This window comes from Clostridium sp. 1001283B150210_160208_E6 (assembly GCF_015669365.1).
GTDB lineage: Bacteria > Bacillota > Clostridia > Clostridiales > Clostridiaceae > Clostridium > Clostridium paraputrificum.
The window spans coordinates 145,280-168,878 of the sequence record NZ_JADPAA010000001.1 but is presented as its reverse complement, the minus strand read 5'-3'; the positions used below and the strand labels follow the sequence as shown (position 1 = coordinate 168,878).

Here is a 23,599-nt window from a genome sequence, read left to right as displayed (position 1 = left end):
GGAGTGGATATTTGCTTTCTGTGACTTGAGTTTTACCATGGAAGAAGCAAAATAAATATTTAATCCACTTTTTTGTAAATTAGTAAGGTACTTTTTGTAAAACATAATTGTTTTATGTAATAATTTCACCTATAATTAAATATATAAGGTTTCGTGAGGTGTTTAATATGATAAAGGTTACCGTTAAAATAAATGGAATTGAATATAGTCTAAAGGGTAGGGAAGATGAAAACTATCTAAAGGAAGTAGCTGAATATGTAAATAGTAAAATGAATGAGATAAAAACTAAAAATCCATTATTAAGTACTGTTGATTCAGGTGTACTTGCAGCTTTAAATATTGCAGATGAATTATATAAAGCTGATATTGAGATAGAAGAGTTTAAAAAGAAGAAGGAATCTCTAGAAGAAAGAAATTCAGGACTTAGAGAGGGTATAAAAGAAGTAAGAGAAGAAAATGAAAAGGTAAAAGCGGAAAAAGAAAAAGCAGTAAAAGATCTAGAAGGTAAGATTAAGGTACTACAAGATGAAATAAAAGTGCTTATGGAAGAAAAGAATGTTTTAGCCATAGAAAATAATGATATAAAGAAAGATAATAACATTCTAGCAAACCTTAATAACAAGCTTAATGAAGAAATTGTACAAGTTAATAATTTAAGTGAAATACTTAATAAAGAAATAGTTGAAATAAAAGAAAAGAATTCAGCCCTAAAGAACAATATAGATAAATATGTAGAGGGTGAAAAGGGTTATAAATCTCAAATTGAGAAATTAAATAATGAAATTAAAAATTTAAATGATAAGATTGAGGGAAATAAAAAGAAGGAAGATGTTTTAAAAGAAGAAATTAGCAATCTTAAAAAACAAAATTCTAAGTTAGATGAAGATGTGAATAGAGCTTTAAATTCTAAATCTTTATTAGAAGAGGAGTTAGACCTAACTAAGGCTAAGAACCAAGAAGTTAAGGAACAATTAAACTCATTAAACTATAATTTAAGTGATTTAGAATATAAGTATGAAGATAATAAGAAAGAATTAGTGAAAGAAAAAGAATTGAATAGATCTTTAGTAGAGGAATTAAATTCAATTCATAAGAATATAAAAGCTCTTGAAGATGATAATTTACAAAACAACGAAAGTGTTGAATTATTAAATAAGGAAATCATTGAATTAAAAGATGAACTTGAATTGAAAAATAATGAGCTGATTGAAGCTAGAGATAAGGCTGAAAAGCTATCATATGAAAAGCAAAAAATAATGGAAAATGGTAAAGATTCTAGACAAGAGTTAAAGACTAGCAAGTATAAAGTTTTAGATCTAGAAAAGAAGTTAATGGATGCTCAAATAGAAATAGCAAAGTTAAAAAAGGAAAGAAATCCTTTAATGAAATAAGTTATTAAGAGACAAGTGAGTAACATCATTGTCTCTTTAATTTTGTATAAAATTATAAATTAGCATAAAAAGATGTTTTATGATATAACTTTATATAGCATACTAAAGATATAGTTAAATTAATTAGGAGAGAATTAAGATGGAAAAGATAGAATTATTAGCACCAGTTGGTAGTATGGAAAGTCTTTATGCTGCTGTAAATAATGGTGCAGATGCAATATATTTAGGTGGACCTAAGTTTTCAGCTAGAGCTAAGGCTATAGAATTTGATAATGAAAAAATGAAAGTAGCAGCTGACTATTGTCATAGCTATGGAGTAAAAATATATGTAACGATGAATACAATTCTAAAGGAAAAAGAATTAAAGGATGCCATTAAATATGCTGGATACCTTTATGAGATAGGAATTGATGCCTTAATTATTCAAGATTTAGGATTTTTAAAATTAATAAAAGAAAAATATCCTGATTTTGAGGTTCATGCTTCAACTCAAATGACAATTCATAATGGGGAAGGAGCAGTTTATTTTACTGAAAAAGGCTTTAAAAGAGTTGTTTTATCTAGGGAGTTAAGCTTAGAAGAAATTGAATATATATCTAAGGACCTAGGTATAGAGACAGAAATATTTGTACATGGAGCATTATGTGTTTCATATTCAGGACAATGTTTGATGAGTTCCATGATTGGTGGCAGAAGTGGAAATAGAGGGAAGTGTGCTCAACCATGTAGACAAGAATATAAGTTGGTTTCTGCCTCAGGTGGAGAGAAAAAGGGGCATCTTTTAAGCACTAAAGATACATGTACTATTGATGATATGAAAGATATTATAGAGAGTGGTGCATTGTCTTTAAAAGTTGAAGGAAGAATGAAAAGACCAGAATATGTGGCTGGAGTTATAGAGACATATAGGAAGGCAATAGATAAAGAGTTAGAAAACAGGGAATTTAATGTTGAAGAAGGAAAGAAAACTTTACTTCAATTATTTAATAGAGGTGGATTTGCCAATGCTTATCTAAAAAAGGACTCTGGTAAAGATATGATGAGCTTTGTAATTCCTAAGAATACTGGTTTAGAACTTGGAAAATCAGATGATAAGGGAGAGATTATCCTACAAGAAGATATAACAATAGGTGATGGTGTAGGATATGGAAGTAAAGGCTTTACTGTAAGTAAGATACTCCTAAATGGAAAAGAGGTATTAGAAGCTGATAAGGGAGACAAGGTAAAGTTATTCCCAAAAGGATATAAAAAGGGAGATTTATTATATAAAACTTCTAGCAAAACATTATTTGATGAACTGTCAGAGAAAATAAAACCTTATTATAGAAAGATATCCTTAATTGGTGAAGTTAGATTTAAAGTTGGAGAAGAGATGGTTCTTAAGGCATCTTATAATGGCATTGACTATGTAGTTAAGGGTGATATGGTAGAAAAAGCTGAGAAGAGGCCTTTAGATAAGGAAAGAATTATTGAAGCATTAACTAAGTCAGGTGGATATCCATATAAGATGGATGAAGTTATTTTTGAAGACTTCCAAGATGGATTTATTAGAGTAGCTTCATTAAATAATTTAAGAAGAGAATTATTTGAAAAAATAATGAAAAATGAAACTTCAAAATATAGAAGAAGAAGAGATTTAATTAATGAAGTACATGAATTTAAAGTTCCTAAAAAGCCTTTGGATTTAGATTTATTAGTAACATGTACAACTAAAGAACAACTTAATACTCTTATTGAACTGGGAGTTAAGAATATTGGTGTTGATATATATAGTAGAGAAAAAGACTCAATAGCAATAAGTGATATAAAATCTATAAGTGGTATTAATTTCTTTATACTAACACCAGAAATTATTAAGAGTGAATTTAAAGGTGTTGTAAATGTTATTGAAAAGGCAAAGGATAATGTAAAAGGGCTAATAACTGCTAATGCAGGTATAATCAACATCTATAGAGATAAAATGAATATAATAGGTGATTATAAGTTAAATGTATTTAATAGTTATGCTATAGATTTTTATAGAGAAGATATAGGAAATCTTTCATTAAGTCTTGAATTAAATAAAAGAGAAATTAAAGAGGTAATGAAGAATATGCCATCAGGAGTTGCATACCAATTGTATGGAAAAACAGAGCTTATGGTTAGTGAGTATTGCCCTATAGGAAGTACATATGGTGGTAAAAATAAAGATAAGAAGTGTAACTTAGCATGTACAAGAGATAGATTTACTTTAATTGATGAAGTTAATGAAAGATTCAGAGTTATGACGGATGTATTCTGTAGAAGCCATATTTTAAATAGTGTTGCTTTAAATCTTATAGGAGAAAAAGATGAGTTAAAAGCAATGGGGATAGAATCATTTAGAATAGATTTTAAAGATGAATCTAGGGAAGATGTTATAAAAGTATTTAAAATGTTAAATGGAGAATTAGAGATAGAAAGCAAGTATTATACAAAGGGATGTTATAGAAGAGGTGTAGATTAAACAATGAATGAAAGATCGCTTAGAGTATTAGAGTTTAATAAAATAAAAGAAAATCTAAGGAAATATGCTGTAACAAGTGGGGGAAAGGAGCTTGTAGATAACTTAGCTCCTTACTCTTCAGCTTATGAAGTTAGGGAAGCTCTAGAAGAAAGTAGGGAAGCCTTAGAACTATTAATAAAAAAAGGGAATCCTCCTTTTGAGGGGCTTCATGATGTTAGAGAAGGAATCGAAAGAGCTAAAAAAGGTGGATGTTTAAATCCAGCACAATTACTTTATATCGGCAATATGCTTAGATGTACTAGTAGAATTCAAGAGTATTTAACTAGAAAAGAAGAGGAGGAAAGTTTTCCAAAGTTAGAGGATTTAGCTTATATACTTACTCCTATAAAAAATCTAGAAAATGAAATTGAGTATGCAATTGTTTCTGAAGAAGAAATTAGTGATAGAGCTAGTTCTACTCTTCACAATATTAGAAGAAGTTTAAAAGAAAAGAATTCTTCTGTTAGGGATAAGATAAATTCTATAGTTAGAAGTAATGCGAAATATTTACAAGATGCCATTTATACAATGAGGGGAGATAGATATGTTTTACCTGTAAAAGCTGAATATAAAGGAGCTGTTCCAGGTTTAGTACATGATCAAAGTTCCACAGGAGCTACATTGTTTATTGAACCTATGAGCCTTGTAAATTTAAATAATGAGATAAAAGAACTTAAGCTAAAAGAACAAGCTGAAATTGAAAGAATTCTTTGGGCGTTATCCAAAAAGGTTAAAGATAATTCAGATGTATGTAGTAGTAATATGAAAATTCTTTTACAAATAGATTTTATCTTTGCTAAGGGTAAATATGCATCTTCAATTGATGGAATGATGCCAAAGGTAAATGAAGATGGTTCATTTAATCTTGTAGGTGCAAAGCATCCTTTAATTGATAGGGATAAGGTGGTTCCTTCAGATATATATTTAGGAAATAACTTCTCAGTACTTATGGTTACTGGTCCTAATACTGGAGGAAAAACTGTTACTATTAAAACAGTAGGCTTATTACACTTAATGGGGATGAGTGGACTATTAATTCCAACTAGGGATGATTCTTCAATAAGTTTCTATAGAGAAGTATTTGCAGATATAGGTGATGAACAAAGTATAGAGCAAAGCTTATCAACATTCTCATCTCATTTAACTAATATTGTTGGAATAATGAGAGAAGCTGATAGAGATTCATTAGTTTTATTTGATGAATTAGGAGCAGGAACTGACCCTACAGAAGGAGCAGCCCTTGCTACAGCTATAATAGAAACCCTAAAAGAAAGAGGTACTAAGATAATTGGTACAACTCACTATAGTGAATTAAAGGGATATGCACTAAAGACTCCTGGGGTAGAAAATGCATCGGTTGAGTTTGATGTTGAAACACTAAGACCTACTTATAGATTACTTATTGGGGTACCAGGTAAATCAAATGCCTTTGAAATTAGTAGAAGATTAGGTTTAGACGATTTTGTAATAGAAAAAGCTAAGGGATTTGTATCTGAAGAGAATATGCAATTTGAAGATTTAATTAGAGATCTTCAAGAAAAGAGTATTATTGCTAATAGAGATGCAAGAGAAGCAGAAAGAATAAAAATTGAGACTGAGAAAATAAAGAGAACATATGAAGAAAAACTAAAGAGATTAGAGACTACTAGGGATAAGGCTTATAATGAAGCTAGAAGAGAAGCTAAGGAAATAATATCAGCTGCAAAAGATGAGGCTGATGAAATTCTTAAGGCTATGAGAGAGCTTGAGAAGCTTGGTATATCAGGTGGAGGAAGAAAACGCCTTGAAGAGGAAAGAAAAAAATTAAAGGATTCCTTAGAAGATAGAGAAAAGGCTTTAATAAAAGAAAGAGAAAATGCTGGAGAAGTAATAGAAAAAGTTACATTAGGAATGGAGGCTTTCTTACCTTCTTTAAATCAGAAAGTAATTATAATATCAATGCCTGATAATAGAGGGGAAGTTCAAGTTGAAGCTGGTATAATGAAAATAAGTGTAAAGCTAAAAGATTTGAGAAAAGCTGAAAAGACTAAGGAAGAAAAGGTTAGAAAGAAGAGAGAAGTAAAATTAAATTTAAGATCAGTAGAAAGTAGATTGGACTTAAGAGGGCTTGATGCCGAAGAAGCTTGCTATAGAACTGATAAATATTTAGATGAAGCTTATATGGCAAACTTAGGAGAGGTTACTATAGTACACGGAAAAGGAACTGGTATTTTAAGAAAAGCAATAAACGATATGCTAAAGAGACATCCTCACGTAAAAAGCTATAGGTTAGGTGCATATGGTGAAGGTGGAGATGGAGTAACAATGGTAGAATTAAAATAATAAACAAAATTCGACAAAGTGTCTTTATTTTTTAAGTTAATTCTAATATAATAAGTTTATTGTTATGTACAAAAGAGTAGGGAGCTGGAAAAGTAATATGAAAAGTGATAATGCATACGTATTAGTGTTAGGGGCGTCTATAGTAGATATTTTGGGATTTAGTCAAAATACTTATAAGCAAAAAGATTCAATACCAGGAAAGATAAAGATATCTCTAGGTGGTGTTTGTAGAAATATTGCTGAAAACATGGCAAGGGTTGGAGTTAACACAAAGTTCATTTCAATACTTGGTGATGATGAGCAAGGAAGAAATATTTTAGAACACTCTAAAATAATGGGCTATAATATGGAGCATTCTTTACTTCTTGAAAATAGAAGAACACCAACATACATGGCAGTATTGGATGAAAATGGAGAAATGGTGTCTGCCATTGTAGATATGCACTGTTTAGATGAAATGGATGAAGATTTTATAGATTCTAAGAAAGAAATTATATGTAATTCTGAGTATACATTTTTAGATGCAGATAATCCTAAACTAATGGAGCACATATTAACTACTTATAGTGAAAAAACTAAATTTGTTTTAGACCCTGTTTCAGCTGTAAAAGCTGAAAAAATAAAACATTTAATAAAGTATTTCCATACTATAAAGCCTAATAGATATGAAACAGAAATTCTTTGTGGTTTTAAAATAAACAACGATGATGATTTAATAAGGGCAGGGGAATATTTCTTGTCATTAGGAATTAAAAATGTATTTATAAGTTTAGATGAAGACGGGATATTCTATACAAATGGAACTGAGCAAGGAAGAGTTAAGGCTAGTGCTGTAAAAGTTAAAAACACTACTGGAGCAGGAGATTCCTTTGTTGCTGGTGTAGGATATGGATATATGAATAACCTTTCTTTAAAGGATACAGCTAAATATGCTATTGCTATGTCAGTTATAACTATATCTCATGAAGATACAATTAATCCAAAGATGGATAAGGATTATGTTGAATACTATATGGATAAAATTCAATGGGATGAAAAAGAAATATAAGTTAATAATATCCTTATAAGAAAAATAAGAATCTTAGTGAAAACTAAGGTTCTTATTTTTGCAAAGAAATTTTAAAATATGGTATAATCTAGAAGCAGATTATATATAAGGAGCAATAGTGTTATGTATTTAATAAGTGCATGTTTATGTGGAGTAAATTGTAAATATAGTGGTAAAAACAATTTGAATGATAGATGTTTGGAGTTATTAAGGGATGGAAAAGCTATATTAGTTTGCCCAGAACAATTAGGTGGGCTTTCTACCCCAAGAGAACCTGCAGAAATAATAGGAAGTCCTAAGGAAGTTTTAGAAGGAGCAGATGGGAAGATTATAAGCATATCTGGTAAAGATGTAACAGAAGAATTTTTAAAGGGTGCAAAAGAAACATTAAAAATTGCTAAAGCTATAGGTGCAAAAAAGGCTATATTAAAAGAAGGAAGTCCATCATGTGGGTGTAATTTTATATACGATGGGAGTTTTTCTGGTAATAAAATAAGAGGAAAAGGTCTTACGGCCTATATGTTAGAAAGGGAAGGAATAAAGGTTATTTCGGAAAAGGAAGAATTTTAACTATAAGAGGAAATGAGGCATATGAGAGAGGACATAAGAGATAAATTACTAAATATTTTTTATATACTGTTTATAAGTATATTTATTTTTGTTGTATGGACTGCAATATTTAATAGTGTTGATTTATTCTATAGAATGAATTCAATGATAAATATTATATTATCCATAATATTTTTTATATTTCTTTATTTAACCTATGTTGCTTTAAAGAAGTTAGATAGGGATAAACTTAAAAAAGTTATAACTATAAGTTTTGGTGTATTGATAAGTTTACAAATAATTTTTTTATTTTTCTTTTTAGTGAATCCTGGTTGGGATTTTGGAATTGTTACACGTAATGCAAAACAGTTAGCACTATATGGAGAAAAGTTACCAGTTTATTTTTATAATAGCTATCCTAACAATATTCCTATTACACTAGTTCTTTCATATATATTTAAAGTAGTAGCTTTATTTACAAAAAACAATAATGTATTAATGGAAGTTGGATATATCATTAATTTGATTTTAATAAATTTAGCTGTCTATATTCTTTATAAATTAGTAAAAGAAACAATTAATGAAGTTATGGCAGCATTAACTATAATATTTTGTATATTTGTAACTCCTTTATATACATATTCTCAAATTATATATACAGATACTTTTTCTATGATTTTTCCAATTGGAATGTTTTATTGCTTTTATAAATATTTAAGTTCTAGTGATGAAAAAAGAAATATATATTTAGTTCTAGTTTCTATTTTTGGGGGAATAGGTACTATAATAAAATCCAATGTAATAATTGCTTTTATTGCAATTGTTATATTTCAGCTTATTAGTTCCACTAAAACAAATAAAATAAAAATCTTTACTATGTTATTAATTCCTTTTCTCGTTATAACAACTATAAATAAAGTGGTTATTTCGAGAAATATACCAATTCCCTATAATGAAGCTGGATTGCCAGCAACTCATTGGGTTATGATGGGCCTTAAAGGGAATGGTGGATATAATGAAGAAGATGTTACTTTTACCCGAAGTATAAGGGTTAGTAATGGGAAAGAAGCAGCAGAAAAGGCTAATTTGAAAGAGATAAAAAATAGGTTAAAGAACTATGGATTAAAAGGATATTGTAAATTTTTAGTAGGTAAAATTTCATTCACATGGGGGGATGGTTCATATTATGCCCCTGCAATATTATCTGAAAAACCTATCAGTCATAATGAATTGCAGGAGTTTGTTATTGGAAACAAAAATGATGGCTTTATATATTTTAGCCAAGTATCTCATATTGTAATATTAGTATCTATACTTATAAGTGGAATTTTTGCATTTAAAAAAAGAGAAGTGTTAATTAATTCAGTTCATATATGTATATTGGGATTAATATTATTTCTTATTTTATGGGAAACAAGATCTAGGTATTTAATATGCATGCTTCCTGAAATGATTTATTCTGCAATTTATGGAATGGAAAACTTGTTTAAAATAATAGATAAAAAAAGATGTGCCTTTAAAAAATAGGCACATCTTTTTTACTGTCTAGTAAATTATAAAATTTCAATTAGCTATAAATCAAAGGTATTATTACATTTTCATATTAAAAAATATAAAATAAAGGATAGTAATTTTATAATTTCCTTACCTTTAGTACGCGTGGGGTGGATATTTGTTTCCATGTGACTTGGAGCTTGCGACGGAACAAGCAAAATAAATATCCACCCTACCTTTTTTACTCTTTAACAATTTTAATATATTTAACTTCTGAATCTTCAGTTCCTTGTACATAAAGATTAGCTCTTTTTAAGTCATGTACATATTCTATTATTTCCTTTGTTATAACTTCACCAGGACATAATATTGGAATACCTGGAGGATAAGCTAATAGGAACTCAGCAGATATCTTTCCTTCACTTTTTTCTAATAAAATATCTTCTTTCTTAGAGTTAAATGCTTCCCTAGGATTTAATATTCTCTTAGGAATTTGAGGTATATCTAAGAAATCTTTAGTAGCAGGTCTTTTTCCATAATACTCATCAGAGATTTCTTTTAATGCAGATAGAAGTTTATCCATTCCATCCTTTGTATCACCAAAAGAACCAACTGCTAATACATTATAAAAATCTGATAATTCCATTTGAATATGATATTTATCAGCAAGAATAGTGTCAAGCTCATAGCCAGTGATTCCTAAGCCTCTACAAGAGATTGTAAGCTTTGTAGGATCAAAAGCAAAGGAACCTGGAACACCTAGTACTTCACTTCCAAAGCAATGGAAACCAGGAATTTTATTTATTTCACTTCTAGTATAATTGCATAAATCTATAGTTTTAGCTAATAGTTCTTTTCCCTCTAATGCAATTTGTCTTCTAGCACAATCTAGGGATGCCATTAAGATATATGATGGCGATGTTGTTTGCATTAAATTAAGAACTTGTTGTACTCTTTTTGGATTAACTAAATTACTTTTTACATGTAATAAAGAACCTTGAGTTAAAGCTCCTATTATCTTATGAGTACTTTGAGCACAAATATCAGCACCAGCTTCTAAAGCAGAAGTTGGTAGTTTATCAGAAAAAGCTAGATGTGGGCCGTGGGCTTCATCTACTATAAGTGGAATATTATATTCATGAACTATATCAGCAATTTTTTTAATGTCTGTAGCAACCCCGTAATAAGTTGGATTTATTATTAAAACTGCTTTAGCATCTGGATTTACTTCTAAAGTTTGTTTAACTGTTTCTGGAGCAACCCCATGAGCAATTCCTAGTTTTTTATCTAATTCAGGCTCCATGTATACTGGAACAGCACCACTTAAGATTATTCCAGCAGTAACAGATTTGTGAACATTTCTTGGAACTATTATTTTATCCCCATCAGATACAACAGACATTATCATAGCTTGAATAGCACCTGATGTACCATGTATTGAAAAGAAAGTAGCATCTGCACCATAGGCGTCAGCAGCTAATTCTTGAGCTTCTTTTATAGGACCTTTAGGGTGATGAAGACTGTCTACTAATTTAAATACCGTTACATCTATTTTAAAAGGATTCTCACCCATAAAATTTTTAAATTCAGCATCCATTCCAATTCCTTTTTTATGACCTGGAACATGGAATGGAAGGGTATCTCTATTAACATATTCTTTTAGTGCATCAAATAAAGGAGTTCTAGTTTGATCTAAATGATTCATTAAAGCACCTTCTTTCATTATCTAGTGTTTGATTTTTTTATAAATTTATAAGTATAAACAATATTAAATTAAGACAAATCTACTATATTATATTGGATAAGTTCCATATGTTCAATAGTTTATTGTTCTATAAACAAAAAAATAATAAATTTGAATATTTTGGACGTATATAAGGAATAATGTAAAAGGAGTTTGAGAATTTACTTGATAAGAAGGGTGGTAGAACTTTGAATAATTTAAATTTAGTAAAAAGAGAAAATAAAACATCTCACTGGGCAAAAAAAGAAAGAAGAGCAGGAAAAGTTCCAGGAGTATTATATGGAAAAGGTGTTTCAAACCTTTTATTTGAAATTGGAGAATTAGAATTATGTAGGGAAATTTCATCAACAGGTGAACATGGAATAATAAATTATAATATTGAAGGGGAAGAACATAAAGCTTTATTAAGAGAAGTGCAAAGAGATCCTGTTACACATAAGATTATTCATGTTGACTTAGAAGAAATTGAAGGAAATAATGTAATTCAATCTGAAGTACCAATTCAATTTGTTGGTGAAGAGTGGATAAGTAAGAGAGGTGCAATACTTCAAAAGGAACAAGAATTAGTTAAGGTATCATGTAAGCCAGATGAGCTACCTAAATCTATAAAGTTTGATGTATCTAAGGGCGGATTAGGTTCAGTATTTAGATATTCCGATTTAGAAGTAGGAGAAGAAATTTCTATTCTAGATGATATAAAAGGAGTAATTGCATCTATTAGCAATGAAAAGAAATTAACTTCTGACTTAGGAGAAGAAGAGAAGGAAGATAATTAAAAGACATGTTTTCATGTCTTTTTTTTTCTTTAATAGATTAGTAGAATAAACTAAATTTGTTATAATTCGTTGTAAACTTAATCATATATTTGTATAATATACCTGTACAGAATTTAAGGAGGGATAGCTTTGTATAAAGAAAAATACAATGAATGGATCAACTCAGATATAATTAATGAAGAAATAAAAGATGAACTTAAGAATATTAAGGATGAAAAAGAAATCGAAGATAGATTTTATAAGGATTTAGATTTTGGTACAGGTGGTTTAAGAGGGATTATAGGTGCTGGAAGTAATAGAATGAACATATATACAGTTTCAAAGGCTACACAAGGATTTGCTAATTACTTAAATGAAAGTTTTGAAAATCCATCAGTTGCAGTAGCTTATGATTCAAGAAATATGTCAAAGGAATTTGCTACAGCAGCTGCATTAACTTTATGTGCAAATGGTGTTAAGGTATTTTTATATGAAAGTTTAAGACCAACACCTGTATTGTCTTTTGCAGTTAGACATTTAAATTGTAAAGGTGGAATTGTTGTTACTGCTTCTCATAATCCAAAGCAATATAATGGATATAAGGTTTATGATGAATTTGGTGGTCAAGTAACAGATGAAAAGGCAAATAAGATAATCTCACTAGTAAATGAGGTTAAAGATTTTTCAATGATTAAGAATATGTCAGAAGAAGAGGCTTTAAACAAAGGATTACTAGTATATATTGGGGAAGATGTTGATAAGGCATATATAGATGAAGTTAAGAACTTAACAATAAGAAAAGAGTTAGTTAAAGAAAAAGCAAAAGATTTAAAAATAATATACACTCCAATTCACGGAAGTGGAAATATTCCTGTAAGAAGAGTATTATCTGAACTTGGATATTCAAACGTAAAGGTTGTTAAAGAACAAGAAGAACCAAATGGAAACTTCCCAACAGCACCATATCCAAATCCAGAAATGCCACAAGTATTTGAATTAGCATTAGAAATGGCAAAACAAGAATCACCTGACATTATTTTTGGAACAGATCCAGATTGCGATAGAATAGGTGTAGTTGTTAAGGAAAGCAATGGAGAGTTTAAAGTATTAACTGGTAACCAAACAGGATTATTATTAACTCATTATGTATTAAGTGCATTAAAAGAAACTAATAGCCTTCCAGAGAATGGAGTTGTAATAAAGACTATTGTTACAACAGAAGGAGCTAGAAAGATAGCAGAAGACTTTGGAATAGAACTAATGGATGTACTTACTGGATTTAAGTATATAGGTGAAAAGATTCGTGAATTTAGAGAAAGTGGAGATAAGAAGTACTTATTTGGTTTTGAAGAAAGCTATGGATATTTAGCTGGTGAATTTGTAAGAGATAAGGATGCTGTTATTGCTTCAATGTTAATAGCAGAAATGACTTTATACTATAAAGAACAAGGTATGAGTTTATATGAAGCTTTAATAAAGCTATATGAAAAGTATGGTTTCTATAAAGAAACATTAATATCTATAGAATTAGAAGGTAAGGAAGGGCAAGAAAAGATTGCTTCTTGCATTGATGCTTTAAGAAATTCTCCTATAGAATCAGTAGAGGGGGTTAAAATTTCTACTAAGTTAGATTATAAGTTAAGCCTAGAAGAATCTAATGGAGTAAAATCAGAAATAAAACTTCCAAAGTCTAATGTATTAAAATATATATTAGAAGATGGATCATCTTTTGTTGTAAGACCTTCAGGTACAGAACCAAAGATGAAGATCTATTTAGCAGTTAAGGGAAGTAGCTTAGAAAATGCTGAATCAGAAATTGAAAGATTTAAATCAAAAGTTATGGAAATAATAAACGAAAAGTTAAAATAGTGAGAAAAATGCTATCATTTATTAAATGATAGCATTTTTTTTGTTTTGGGGTATAATTATAAGAGACATAATGTGTTTAATGGAGGAAGAGATGGATTACAAAGCAGTATTTAAAGAAAAGTTAGGAAAATTATTATTTTTAGAATTGAATTGGGATGGTTTCAAAAAAAGTGTCGGTATTCCAGAGGGGGTATCCCTAAAGACTAAAGATTTATATATGCCAATAAGCTCAAGTTATGTAGCTAGTCATGCAAATGACACATATAAAATAAGCAATTTACCTATTTATTATTTTATTGAGGGTATGCTTTTATCATTAGGAGCAGATGAGAATCTTAGCTATTGCGAAGACTATATAATTATTTTTAATAATTTAAAGGATAGCGAAGAGTGTGGTAAAGCATTAGTAGCAAATAAGATTAAGAGTGATGAGTTAATTGACGCTTATTTATTACTTAAAGGTCTTTATTTAGCAACAGGAAATGAAGAGTATTATAAGAGACTTTTATTAGTTGGAGAAGCTCAAAGAGAGAAGGATAGTGCATTTTCTGAGATTATTTTAATTGATATAGAAGAAGGTAAGAGTGAATTTATTGATTTACCAGATCCTTATCTTTATAAGGCTATAATATTAAAGTCTAAAGGTGACTTTAAGGGAGCTAAGGTAGAGATAAATGAATATGTAAATAAAGGTGGAGAAGTAACTTCTGAAATAAAAACTATAATTAATGATATAGATAATGTTTCTTCTTACGAAAAAGCTATAGAGTTATTAGATGAAAGTCCTGAAAAATCAATAGGGTTACTACTTTCTCTAGTTGATGTTTTTGATAGTAATCCACTATTGTATTATTACTTAGGAGTAGCCTATAGAAAGCTTGATAACTATGAAAAAGCTATTTACTACTTAAATGAAAGCTTGAATATTGAATCAGGAATATTAGAAGTAGTTAATGAATTAGGTGTAAACTATGCTTGCTTAGGAGACTTTGAAACTGCAATTAAATACTTTAAGAAGGGATTTGAAGCTTCTAAAGATGTTGAGATCTGTACTAATATAGTAATGTGTTATCTGAATTTAGGAGATAAGGAAAATGCAAAACTACATTTAGATATAGCTAAGAAGTTAAATCCAGAGGATGAGGTTGTTGTAGACCTTGATAGAATATTAGCTAAGTAGAGGAGCTATTTATGTATACAAATATTTTGGGATATAAGGTGTTTAATAAAAGTAAAAGTGAACTATTAAAAAAGATAGATAGTATGGATAAGGTTAATATTGTTTCTGGAAACCCAGAAGTTCTATATAGTGGATTAAATAATGAAATGCTTAACCATAGCTTTAATTCAGAGTATTCTATAATTATTCCTGATGGAGTAGGAACTGTTATAGCATCTAAAATAGTTAAAGAACCAGTAGAAGAAAAAATAGCTGGTATTGAGGTTATGCATGAAATGCTACTTAAGTGTGCAAGGGAAGGAAAAGGCGTTTATCTTTTAGGTGCACAAGAGGAAGTATTACAGGAATGCAGAAAGAATCTTGAAAAAACTATTGAAGGATTAAAAATAGTTGGATATCATAATGGCTTTTTTGATTTAGATAACTGTAAGGATATAGTAGATGATATAAAGAAAAGTAATCCATGGGCTTTATTTGTTGCGATGGGCTGTCCAAGACAAGAAAAATTTATAGAGGAACATATGGATGAATTGCCTTGTACATTTTACATGGGGGTTGGTGGTAGTTTTGATGTATTTGCAGGAAATACTACTAGAGCACCTAAGTGGATGATATCTGTAGGGCTTGAGTGGTTACATAGAGTATTGAAAGAGCCATGGAGAATTAAGAGACTTACCTCTATACCTAAGTTTTTATGGAGAGTAGCAATAAAGAGATAGATATTTTGAGAGGAGATTATTAATGGTAAATGAATTAATAAAGTGGGGATTTTTTATCTACTTGGGTATAATCCCATTAATACCGGATACTATAAATTCAAAATATAGAATAATGGACATATATCTTGTTTTACTAGTTTTTGTTTATCTTATAAATATGTTAGTGAACTATGATAGAAGAAATAAGTTGTGCAATGACTTAAAAAAGTTTTTTAAGGACTCAATAGTAATATTTATGCTAATTGTTATTGTACTTATGGGAGTGTCCACGGTTTATTCTGTAGATAGGGGATTAGCATTACAAGAAACTATTAGGTTTGGTACTTATATAGCAATATTATATTACTTTGTAAGTGAGATTGACATAAAAAAGGATTTAGGAAAAGTAGTTAGGTTTATTTATTATCCAGCCTTTATTATTGGAGTGTTAGGAGTAATTCAATTTATTACAGGTAAAGGAATAACAAGATATGCTAATGGAGTAGCAAGAATTGTAGTGACATTAGACAATCCCAATACTTTAGGAATGTACTTTATTGTACTATTATTTCCTTTAGTAATGATTGCATTTTATGAAAAGCGTACAGTGAAAAAAGTGATAATAGGGCTAGTATGTCTTCTATTTATATTAAACATTGCATTTAGTTTTTCTAGAAACGCTTGGCTTGCATTAGTTGTTGGAATATGTATTTTAACAATTATATATAACTGGAAATTTATTATTGGATTATTTATAGCAGGGGCTGGAGTTTTATTATATCCGCCATTAAGTACAAGAATAGTAGGACTAGGTAAGGCCGTAATGAATGATGGAAGATTAAAGCATTGGGGAATAGCATTAGAAATGTTTAAGGATAAACCATTAACAGGGGTAGGAAATGGAAACTATGTTACCTTACATCCAGAATACGTGAAACTTTTTCCTAAATTTATTGTTCCAGGAGAAGAAAATTATCCTACACATAATTCTTATTTTAAAATATTATCTGAACTTGGAATTTTAGGTTTTATTCCTTTTATGCTTTTACATACTACGATATTTATAAGATCTATAAAGGTGTGTAAATTATACTCTGAAAAGTATAAAGGACTTATAAAAGGATTAATAGTAGCCTTGTTAATTTTCTTCCAAGCAAATTTATTAGATAATATGTGGTTTGTACCTAAAGTAACATTTTTATATTGGATTATAGTTGGTATATTAATTTTATTATATAGAAATAAAAAGGCAGCAAAATAATATGATAAGACAGGTAGCTGCATATTGTTTTAATTTAAATCGAAACATTGTATAGGTGATTTATGAATAAGATTTTAAAAAACTTTTTAAGTACGTCAGTAGCTAATATAATAGGTCAATTGATAGGTTTTGTTAGTATAGCATATTACTCTAATATTTTACTTGAATATAACTATGGAATGATAACTTATGCTCAACAATTTATATTATATTTTACTATGATAGTTCTATTTGGGGTACAAACCTTTGGAACTAGATTAGTTGTACAAAAGGATAAAAACTATGAGGATTTAGTTAGTGAACTATTTACATTTAGATTTATTATAGCAGTTGTATGTTGTGTTATTTGCTTAATTATGTCCTCGTTTCTATCTGATGATTCAAAGTTTCCATTAATAATAATATTGTGGAGTATTATATTAATACCAACCTCAATGAATTTTGACTGGTTCTTTTCTGGAATTCAGGACATGAAGCATAATGCTGTATATAATTTGTTAAAAACAATTGTGCCAGCAGTAATAATATTTATTTCGGTTAAATCTAGTACTGATATTTATATTATACCTATAGCTATGGTTATTGGAGTCTTAAGTGGTGCACTTTATTATTATGTTATTTTAAGAAGGTACAATATAAAAGTACATTTTAAGTTTAGTAATAAAATATTTAAAAGGTATTTTGTTATAGGAATTCCTTTTTTATTATCTGGATTGTTAGCTATGGTAAATGGGAATATAGATAAGATAATTTTAGGTGCTAGTAATTCAAGATTTGGAGAGTTAGGTATATATCAAGCAGCATATAATTTTATTAATTTTATCATAACATTTATAGGAGTTTTATTTTTACCTCTATTTCCATATTTGGTTAGATCATATAGTGAGGGAAAAGAAAAAATAAAGCGAACTATTAAATTAGTTATGAAGGTTGTCTTAATGATAACAATACCTATTTCTTTTGGTGGTTTTATTTTAGCAGATAAGATAATTTTACTATTTTATAACGAGCAATATTCACCAGCAATTGAGCCGTTGAAAATATTAATGATATATATTTTTATAATATCAATAAGAGAAGTATATGCATATTCCTTAAATGCCTTTGGATTGGAAAAGAAATATCTAAAGGTTGTAGGAATATCAGCAACTATTAACCTTTTATTAAATTTAGTTTTAATTCCTAAGTATGGATATATGGCTGCAGCTTTAGTTACAACACTAACTGAGGTTATAAACTTAATTTTAATGAGAGATTATATAAGAAAAATAGTAAAGTTCAATGACATAAAGCAAGTTGTTATATTACTGATACCATCTATAGTAATGGGATTAGTACTTAGTATTACAAGAATATTTATAAGCAATATATTTGTTCTTATATTAATATCTATAGTTATATATTTTATTACATTGTTTACATTAAAAATAGTAACTATTAATGAACTTAAGGAAGGGTTTAAGGACTAAATACTATGAGCAAGAGATATGGAATGATATATTTGAAATCTACCAATGTCCATTTAGTAAAAGATATGGGAATGATTCCGTTTAAATTATATGAAAAGTATGGATATGATTCATCATTAATAACTTTCAAAAATGGAGAATACACTTTTCAAAATGATGTCGTAAAAGGCTTGAAATTAGAATTTGTTAAAAATAGATTTAATAGCTATGCTTTAGATGGAAGTATATATTTGTTAAAGAATAGTAAAAACTATGATATTCTTCAAATGTTTCACGTTACTCTATCTTCTTTTTGCTATGCATATATTTATAAGTTTTTAAATAAAGAAGGAAAGCTATATTTGAAATTAGATTGTAGTCACTTATTACCTGAAAGAATAAGTAAATTAAACAAAATAGGTAAAGTTTTTCTGAAAAAATTCTTTAATAAGTTTGATTTAATTACAGTTGAGCAAGAAAAGATATATAAAGATTTAATTAATCAGCTACCTTATTTAAAGGATAAGCTTAAAATATTACCTAATGGTGTGGATTTCAAATTATTAGATTCCTTAAATATAAGTTATGATTATTCCGCTAAAGAAAATATAATTTTAAGTACAGCTAGAATTGGTGCTGAAGAAAAAAATACTATGATGCTATTAGAAGCATTTAAAAATATTCCAGTAGAAATAAGAAAAGGGTGGAAGTTAAGGTTAGTTGGCCCTATAGAGGATGGATTTTTAGATTTATATAAAAAATTTTTAAATGAAAACTCTGGGTTAGAAGATTCTATAGAACTTGTTGGGAATGTTGATGATAGGGAAGCATTATTTAATGAATACAAAAAAGCAAAGATATTTTCTTTAACATCTGATTTCGAAAGTTTTGGAATTAGCTTTATAGAAGCAGCTGCCTTAGGCGATATAATCGTTTCAACAGATGTAGGTATTGCTTATGAGATAGTAAATAAAAGTGGTGGAATATTAGTTAAACCTGGAGATGAAAAGGCCTTGACTGAAGGTTTGATTAATTATATGACTTGCCGTGATCTGAAAGAGATTTCGCATAAGACATATAGTGAAGCAGTTAATAAATTTGATTGGGATAATATAATTGATAGACTAAATGAACATTTAAAAAGTATATTATAATAAATCACTTTTATTGGAGTAGAGAATGTTTGAGATATTTAGTAATATTGTTTCTATTTTTTTAATCTTACTTATTGGAGTATATGGAAATAAAAAAGGAATAATAACTGAAGAAACACAAAAGGGACTAATTGAGATGTTATTAAATATAACACTTCCTTTAATGATAGTATCATCTTTTTCCTTTAGCTTTCATGAAAGCATTATGGACAATATAATAAAGGCATTTGTTTATAGTTTTGTATGCTTTATTATAGCTATACCTTTATGTTATATGCTATTTAAAAAAGTTAAATCTGAAGGGAAAAGAAGAGTTCTTCAGTTTTCTAGTGTATTTTCAAATTGTGGTTTTATAGGATTTCCAATAGTTAATATGGTATTTGGTTCAGAAGGGGTTATTTATGCATCAATATTTAATCTGTTTTTTACTATATTTTTATGGACCTATGGAGTAATTCTGTATTCTGATAGTAAAGAAAAAAAGGATATAAAAAGAATATTATTAAATCCATCAATGATTGCAGTATATATTGGGTTACCAATACTTATTTTTAATATCAATATTCCACAAGTTATTTTAAACCCTGCTAATATGGTGGGAAGTATGACAACCCCAATTTCTATGATAGTTATAGGGTGTGTTTTATCAAAAGTGGACTTTAGGAAAATGTTAAAGGATGGCTCAATTTATTATGGGGCTTTAGTAAAGTTAGCTTTATTGCCTTTAACAGTATTGATACTTGGAAGCATCCTTAAGGATAATACTATAGTTATAAAAACTCTAGTATTAGTACAAGCTATGCCAGCTGCTACAACAACTACTATTTTTGCAGAAAAATTCAATATGGAAAAGGAATATTCAGCCATTATTGTTCTTGTAACTACATTTATATCCTTATTTACATTGCCTCTTTGGATAAGTTATATAGTATAAAAATACGAAAGAGAGAAATTCTAATACTGAATAATTTTATAGGATGGTGTTTAGTAATGGAATTTTTTGATGTTATAAAAAAGAGAACTAGTATTTCTAAATACAAGGACAGTAAAATTTCAAAAGAATCTATAGATAAAATGATAGAAGCAGCTATGAGAGCTCCTTCATGGAAAAATAGAAGTGCATTTAGAATTATAATAGTTGATGATGAAGATAAGAAGAATGAGATTGCAGAATCTATAAGAAATAAGGATGATAAGGCGTGTAATGCTGTAAAAGAGGCACCAATAGCCATGGTTATTATTGCAAAACCTGATGATTCTGGTGAGGTTGAAGGGAAGGATTTTTATCTTGTAGATGGTGCTATTGCTATGGAACATATAATTCTTGCAGCAACAGCAGAAGGATATGGAACATTGTGGATTGGTGCCATAGATGAAGGTGAGGTAAAAGATATATTAAAGATACCTGATGAATACAAGATTATTGGAATAACTCCAGTAGGTGAGATAGCAGAAGAAAAAGAACATTATAAAGCAAAGGATATTAAAGAGTTTGCTTTTAAAAATGAATACAATAATCCATATTAAAAGCTAAGGGTAACTTGTAAAAAGTTACTCTTTTTTTTATAATTAGATAAAAACTAGAAGGTAGGTAATAGTATGAGGTTTAAGGATTATAAAATAGATGAATTTTTAGAAGACTTGTCATCTTCATCACCATCTCCAGGTGGAGGAAGTGTAGCAGGGCTTGTAGCTGCTCTTTCAGGAAGTTTAAATTCAATGGTGTATTCATTGACTGTAAATAAAAAGTCCTTTGAAAATTTAGATGGAGAAACAAAAAAGACAGTACTAGACTTTAAAGAAGCAAGTGGTAAGTTTATAAAAAAATCAATGGAACTAATGGAATTGGATAGAGAGTATTTTAATAAGCTTATGGACTGCTATAAGCTTCCTAAAGATTCTGATGAAGAAAAGAAAATTAGAAGTGCAGCTATAGTTCAAGGAACAGTTAAGGCTATGAAGGCTCCTTTGGAACTTGCTAAGGAGTGTTATAATTTTTATGATAATATAGATGTAGCTGTAAAGTATGGAAATAGAATGCTTATATCAGATGCAGGATGTGCAGCAATTCTTTTACATGCAGCTATTGAAAGTGCTATTGTAAATGTTAAAGTTAATTTAAATTCACTAAGAGATAAGCCTTTTGCAAAAAATGTTGAGTTAGAATTAGCTGAATTAGAAGAAAAATCAATTAAGAGAAAAGATATTATTGTAAAAAAGATGAATAATGAAATATATCCAATTTAATATTTTAGCCATAAAGTAGTTAATCACACTTTATGGCTTTTTTTATATAATAATATTACAGAATTAAAGAAAAGAAAAATAAGAGATTTAGACCATAATAAATCTTAAAAACATTTTTAAATGCGTAGAAAGAGAAAAGTAGCTATTTTGTAATTATCACAGAGAAGAGGTGTTTTGGTGAGAGCCTCTATAATAAGAATAGTGAAGTGCCCTCTAGAGCAGATAGTTTGAAAAAGTATAGTAGGACTATCACGGTGCGCCGGTTATAGCGTAAGTGTATGAAAGTACATAGTTAAGTGGGATTGTATAGAATCTAATTAGAGTGGAACCGCGGAGCAAAAAGCCTCGTCTCTTATATATTAAGAGATGAGGCTTATTTTTATTCTTTAGGAAATTATATCTATTATTAAATTTTGGATAACTTCAACAATTTATCGATATATTAGTTCATTTCTTCCTAAAGAATAAAAAATAAAATTATATGCGCCTGGTCTTTTGCTCACATACGTTTCCAAAAGCCAGAGTGCGCTGAAAAAAATCGACGACTCTGCAAGCTCGTCTTGACGATTTTTTTATAGGAGGGAATTTATATGAATTGGGAGTTTATAATGGAGACTTTACCAAGGTATGTAGATGCAACAATTTTAACATTGGAGTTAGGGGTTATTGGAATAATTCTTTCAGTAGTTGTTGGCTTAATCTGTAGTAATCTGATTTTTTATAAGGTTAGAATTTTAAAGACTATTTCTAAGGCTTATATAGAAGTGTCTAGAAATACTCCTTTATTAATTCAATTATTTTTCTTATTTTATGGGTTACCTAAAATGGGGATAAAATTAAGTGGTTTTACTTGTGGAGTTATAGGATTAACTTTCTTAGGGGGAAGTTATATGGCAGAAGCAATAAGAGGAGGGTTAGAGGCAGTCTCCAAAGGACAGATTGAATCTGGATTAAGCATAGGATTAACTAGATTTCAAACATTAAGGTATATTATTTTGCCACAAGCTATATCTATTGCAATACCATCAATAGGAGCTAATTGCCTGTTTTTATTAAAGGAAACTTCCATTGTTGGAGCAATAGCAGTGGCAGATTTAATGTTTTTAGCTAAAGATATTATTGGCATGGAATATAAAACTATAGAAGCATTATTTTTATTGGTTGTTTTTTATTTGATAATATTACTTCCAATATCTATATTAATTAGTTATCTAGAGAAGAAAGGAAGGTCTGCAGAGTATGGGGATTGATGTTATTTTTCAAGGGAAAAATCTTGAGAGACTTCTTGGTGGGTTATTAGTCACCTGTAAAATAGCTTTTATTTCAGTAATACTAGCAACTATCCTAGGAGTAATTTTAGGAGTAATAATGACTAGTAAGAATAAGGTTATACAGGCCTTGTGTAGGGTATATCTTGAAGCAGTTAGAATAATACCAATTTTAGTATGGTTATTTATTGTATATTTCGGAGTTGCTACAGCTTTAAATACTCATATTGATGGAGTGCTTGTATCTATAATTGTTTTTGTTATATGGGGGACTGCAGAAATGGGAGATATAGTTAGAGGTGCTTTAACATCAATAGAAAAACATCAGTGGGAGTCATCCTATGCCTTAGGGCTAAGCAATGCACAAACCTTTAGATATATCTTGATTCCACAAGCTTTAAGAAGGATAACTCCAGGTGCAATTAACTTAGCAACTAGGATGATTAAGACAAGCTCCTTAGTAGTTTTAATTGGTGTTGTTGAAGTAATAAAAATTGGGCAGCAAATAATAGAAGCATCAATTTTAACAAATCCTTCAGCATCATTTTGGATATATGGAACAATATTTATTTTATACTTTATTATTTGTTATCCACTATCCCTATTATCAAAATATTTAGAGGAAAAATGGATAAGTTAGGAGGTAA

Annotated in this window: 18 protein-coding genes, 1 pseudogene and 1 other annotated feature; of the genes and pseudogenes, 18 read left to right on the top strand and 1 reads right to left on the bottom strand. The window is 29.0% G+C overall.

Annotated features, from left to right (window positions below; all coding sequences use genetic code 11):
* Nucleotides 1–167 precede the first annotated feature (167 nt).
* The 6 genes and pseudogenes from zapA to I4V16_RS00920 all read left to right on the top strand — a co-directional run bounded on the left by zapA (nt 168) and on the right by I4V16_RS00920 (nt 9,361).
* Nucleotides 168–1,391: a cell division protein ZapA gene (zapA, locus tag I4V16_RS00945; RefSeq protein ID WP_099329469.1), complete on the top strand. Its 1,224-nt coding sequence runs from the start codon at nt 168–170 to the stop codon at nt 1,389–1,391.
* A 139-nt stretch (nt 1,392–1,530) separates the two neighbouring features.
* Nucleotides 1,531–3,876, top strand: coding sequence for a U32 family peptidase (locus I4V16_RS00940; RefSeq protein ID WP_099329468.1), 2,346 nt, complete (start codon nt 1,531–1,533; stop codon nt 3,874–3,876).
* 3 nt (nt 3,877–3,879) lie between these two features.
* The gene (locus I4V16_RS00935; RefSeq protein WP_195966356.1) at nt 3,880–6,237 is read left to right on the top strand and encodes an endonuclease MutS2; all 2,358 of its coding nucleotides are present in this window, start codon (nt 3,880–3,882) and stop codon (nt 6,235–6,237) included.
* 97 nt (nt 6,238–6,334) lie between these two features.
* A complete protein-coding gene (locus I4V16_RS00930; RefSeq protein WP_111937281.1) occupies nt 6,335–7,285 on the top strand; it encodes a carbohydrate kinase family protein in 951 nt (316 codons plus the stop codon).
* A 123-nt stretch (nt 7,286–7,408) separates the two neighbouring features.
* Nucleotides 7,409–7,846: pseudogene (locus tag I4V16_RS00925) on the top strand (DUF523 domain-containing protein); the annotation flags it as partial.
* A 30-nt stretch (nt 7,847–7,876) separates the two neighbouring features.
* The gene (locus I4V16_RS00920; protein WP_049177549.1) at nt 7,877–9,361 is read left to right on the top strand and encodes a glycosyltransferase family 39 protein; all 1,485 of its coding nucleotides are present in this window, start codon (nt 7,877–7,879) and stop codon (nt 9,359–9,361) included.
* A gap of 208 nt (nt 9,362–9,569) precedes the next feature.
* Here the strand turns inward: I4V16_RS00920 and I4V16_RS00915 are convergent, their stop codons facing one another.
* The gene (locus I4V16_RS00915; protein WP_049178014.1) at nt 9,570–11,033 is read right to left on the bottom strand and encodes an aminotransferase class I/II-fold pyridoxal phosphate-dependent enzyme; all 1,464 of its coding nucleotides are present in this window, start codon (nt 11,031–11,033) and stop codon (nt 9,570–9,572) included.
* Between the two features lie 227 nt (nt 11,034–11,260).
* On the opposite strand from I4V16_RS00915, the gene I4V16_RS00910 reads away from it, so the two are divergent.
* From I4V16_RS00910 to I4V16_RS00855, 12 genes are all read left to right on the top strand, one after another.
* Nucleotides 11,261–11,848, top strand: coding sequence for a 50S ribosomal protein L25 (locus tag I4V16_RS00910; protein ID WP_049178013.1), 588 nt, complete (start codon nt 11,261–11,263; stop codon nt 11,846–11,848).
* A gap of 129 nt (nt 11,849–11,977) precedes the next feature.
* On the top strand, nt 11,978–13,696 hold the full coding sequence (locus I4V16_RS00905; protein WP_049178012.1) for a phospho-sugar mutase: 1,719 nt from the start codon (nt 11,978–11,980) through the stop codon (nt 13,694–13,696).
* Between the two features lie 91 nt (nt 13,697–13,787).
* Nucleotides 13,788–14,876 carry a tetratricopeptide repeat protein gene (locus tag I4V16_RS00900; protein ID WP_049178011.1) on the top strand — a complete coding sequence of 363 codons (1,089 nt, stop codon included), beginning with the start codon at nt 13,788–13,790 and terminating at the stop codon, nt 14,874–14,876.
* A gap of 11 nt (nt 14,877–14,887) precedes the next feature.
* The gene (locus tag I4V16_RS00895; RefSeq protein ID WP_195541825.1) at nt 14,888–15,595 is read left to right on the top strand and encodes a WecB/TagA/CpsF family glycosyltransferase; all 708 of its coding nucleotides are present in this window, start codon (nt 14,888–14,890) and stop codon (nt 15,593–15,595) included.
* A gap of 22 nt (nt 15,596–15,617) precedes the next feature.
* Nucleotides 15,618–16,835, top strand: coding sequence for an O-antigen ligase family protein (locus I4V16_RS00890; RefSeq protein WP_049178007.1), 1,218 nt, complete (start codon nt 15,618–15,620; stop codon nt 16,833–16,835).
* A gap of 62 nt (nt 16,836–16,897) precedes the next feature.
* Nucleotides 16,898–18,304 (top strand): flippase, encoded by a 1,407-nt coding sequence (locus I4V16_RS00885; RefSeq protein ID WP_049178006.1) that lies wholly within the window; start codon nt 16,898–16,900, stop codon nt 18,302–18,304.
* A gap of 5 nt (nt 18,305–18,309) precedes the next feature.
* Nucleotides 18,310–19,437, top strand: coding sequence for a glycosyltransferase family 4 protein (locus I4V16_RS00880; protein WP_049178004.1), 1,128 nt, complete (start codon nt 18,310–18,312; stop codon nt 19,435–19,437).
* Nucleotides 19,438–19,462: 25 nt separating this feature from the next.
* On the top strand, nt 19,463–20,371 hold the full coding sequence (locus I4V16_RS00875; RefSeq protein WP_195966355.1) for an AEC family transporter: 909 nt from the start codon (nt 19,463–19,465) through the stop codon (nt 20,369–20,371).
* A 56-nt stretch (nt 20,372–20,427) separates the two neighbouring features.
* Nucleotides 20,428–20,964, top strand: a complete 537-nt coding sequence (locus I4V16_RS00870) for a nitroreductase family protein (RefSeq protein ID WP_049178001.1) — start codon at nt 20,428–20,430, stop codon at nt 20,962–20,964.
* Nucleotides 20,965–21,036: 72 nt separating this feature from the next.
* Nucleotides 21,037–21,684 carry a cyclodeaminase/cyclohydrolase family protein gene (locus I4V16_RS00865; RefSeq protein WP_099329465.1) on the top strand — a complete coding sequence of 216 codons (648 nt, stop codon included), beginning with the start codon at nt 21,037–21,039 and terminating at the stop codon, nt 21,682–21,684.
* Between the two features lie 116 nt (nt 21,685–21,800).
* Nucleotides 21,801–22,040: a binding site (T-box leader), on the top strand.
* 228 nt (nt 22,041–22,268) lie between these two features.
* Nucleotides 22,269–22,934 carry an amino acid ABC transporter permease gene (locus I4V16_RS00860; protein WP_242974243.1) on the top strand — a complete coding sequence of 222 codons (666 nt, stop codon included), beginning with the start codon at nt 22,269–22,271 and terminating at the stop codon, nt 22,932–22,934.
* A complete protein-coding gene (locus I4V16_RS00855) occupies nt 22,915–23,592 on the top strand; it encodes an amino acid ABC transporter permease (RefSeq protein ID WP_207738378.1) in 678 nt (225 codons plus the stop codon). Before I4V16_RS00860 ends, I4V16_RS00855 begins: the two co-directional genes overlap by 20 nt.
* Nucleotides 23,593–23,599 lie beyond the last annotated feature (7 nt).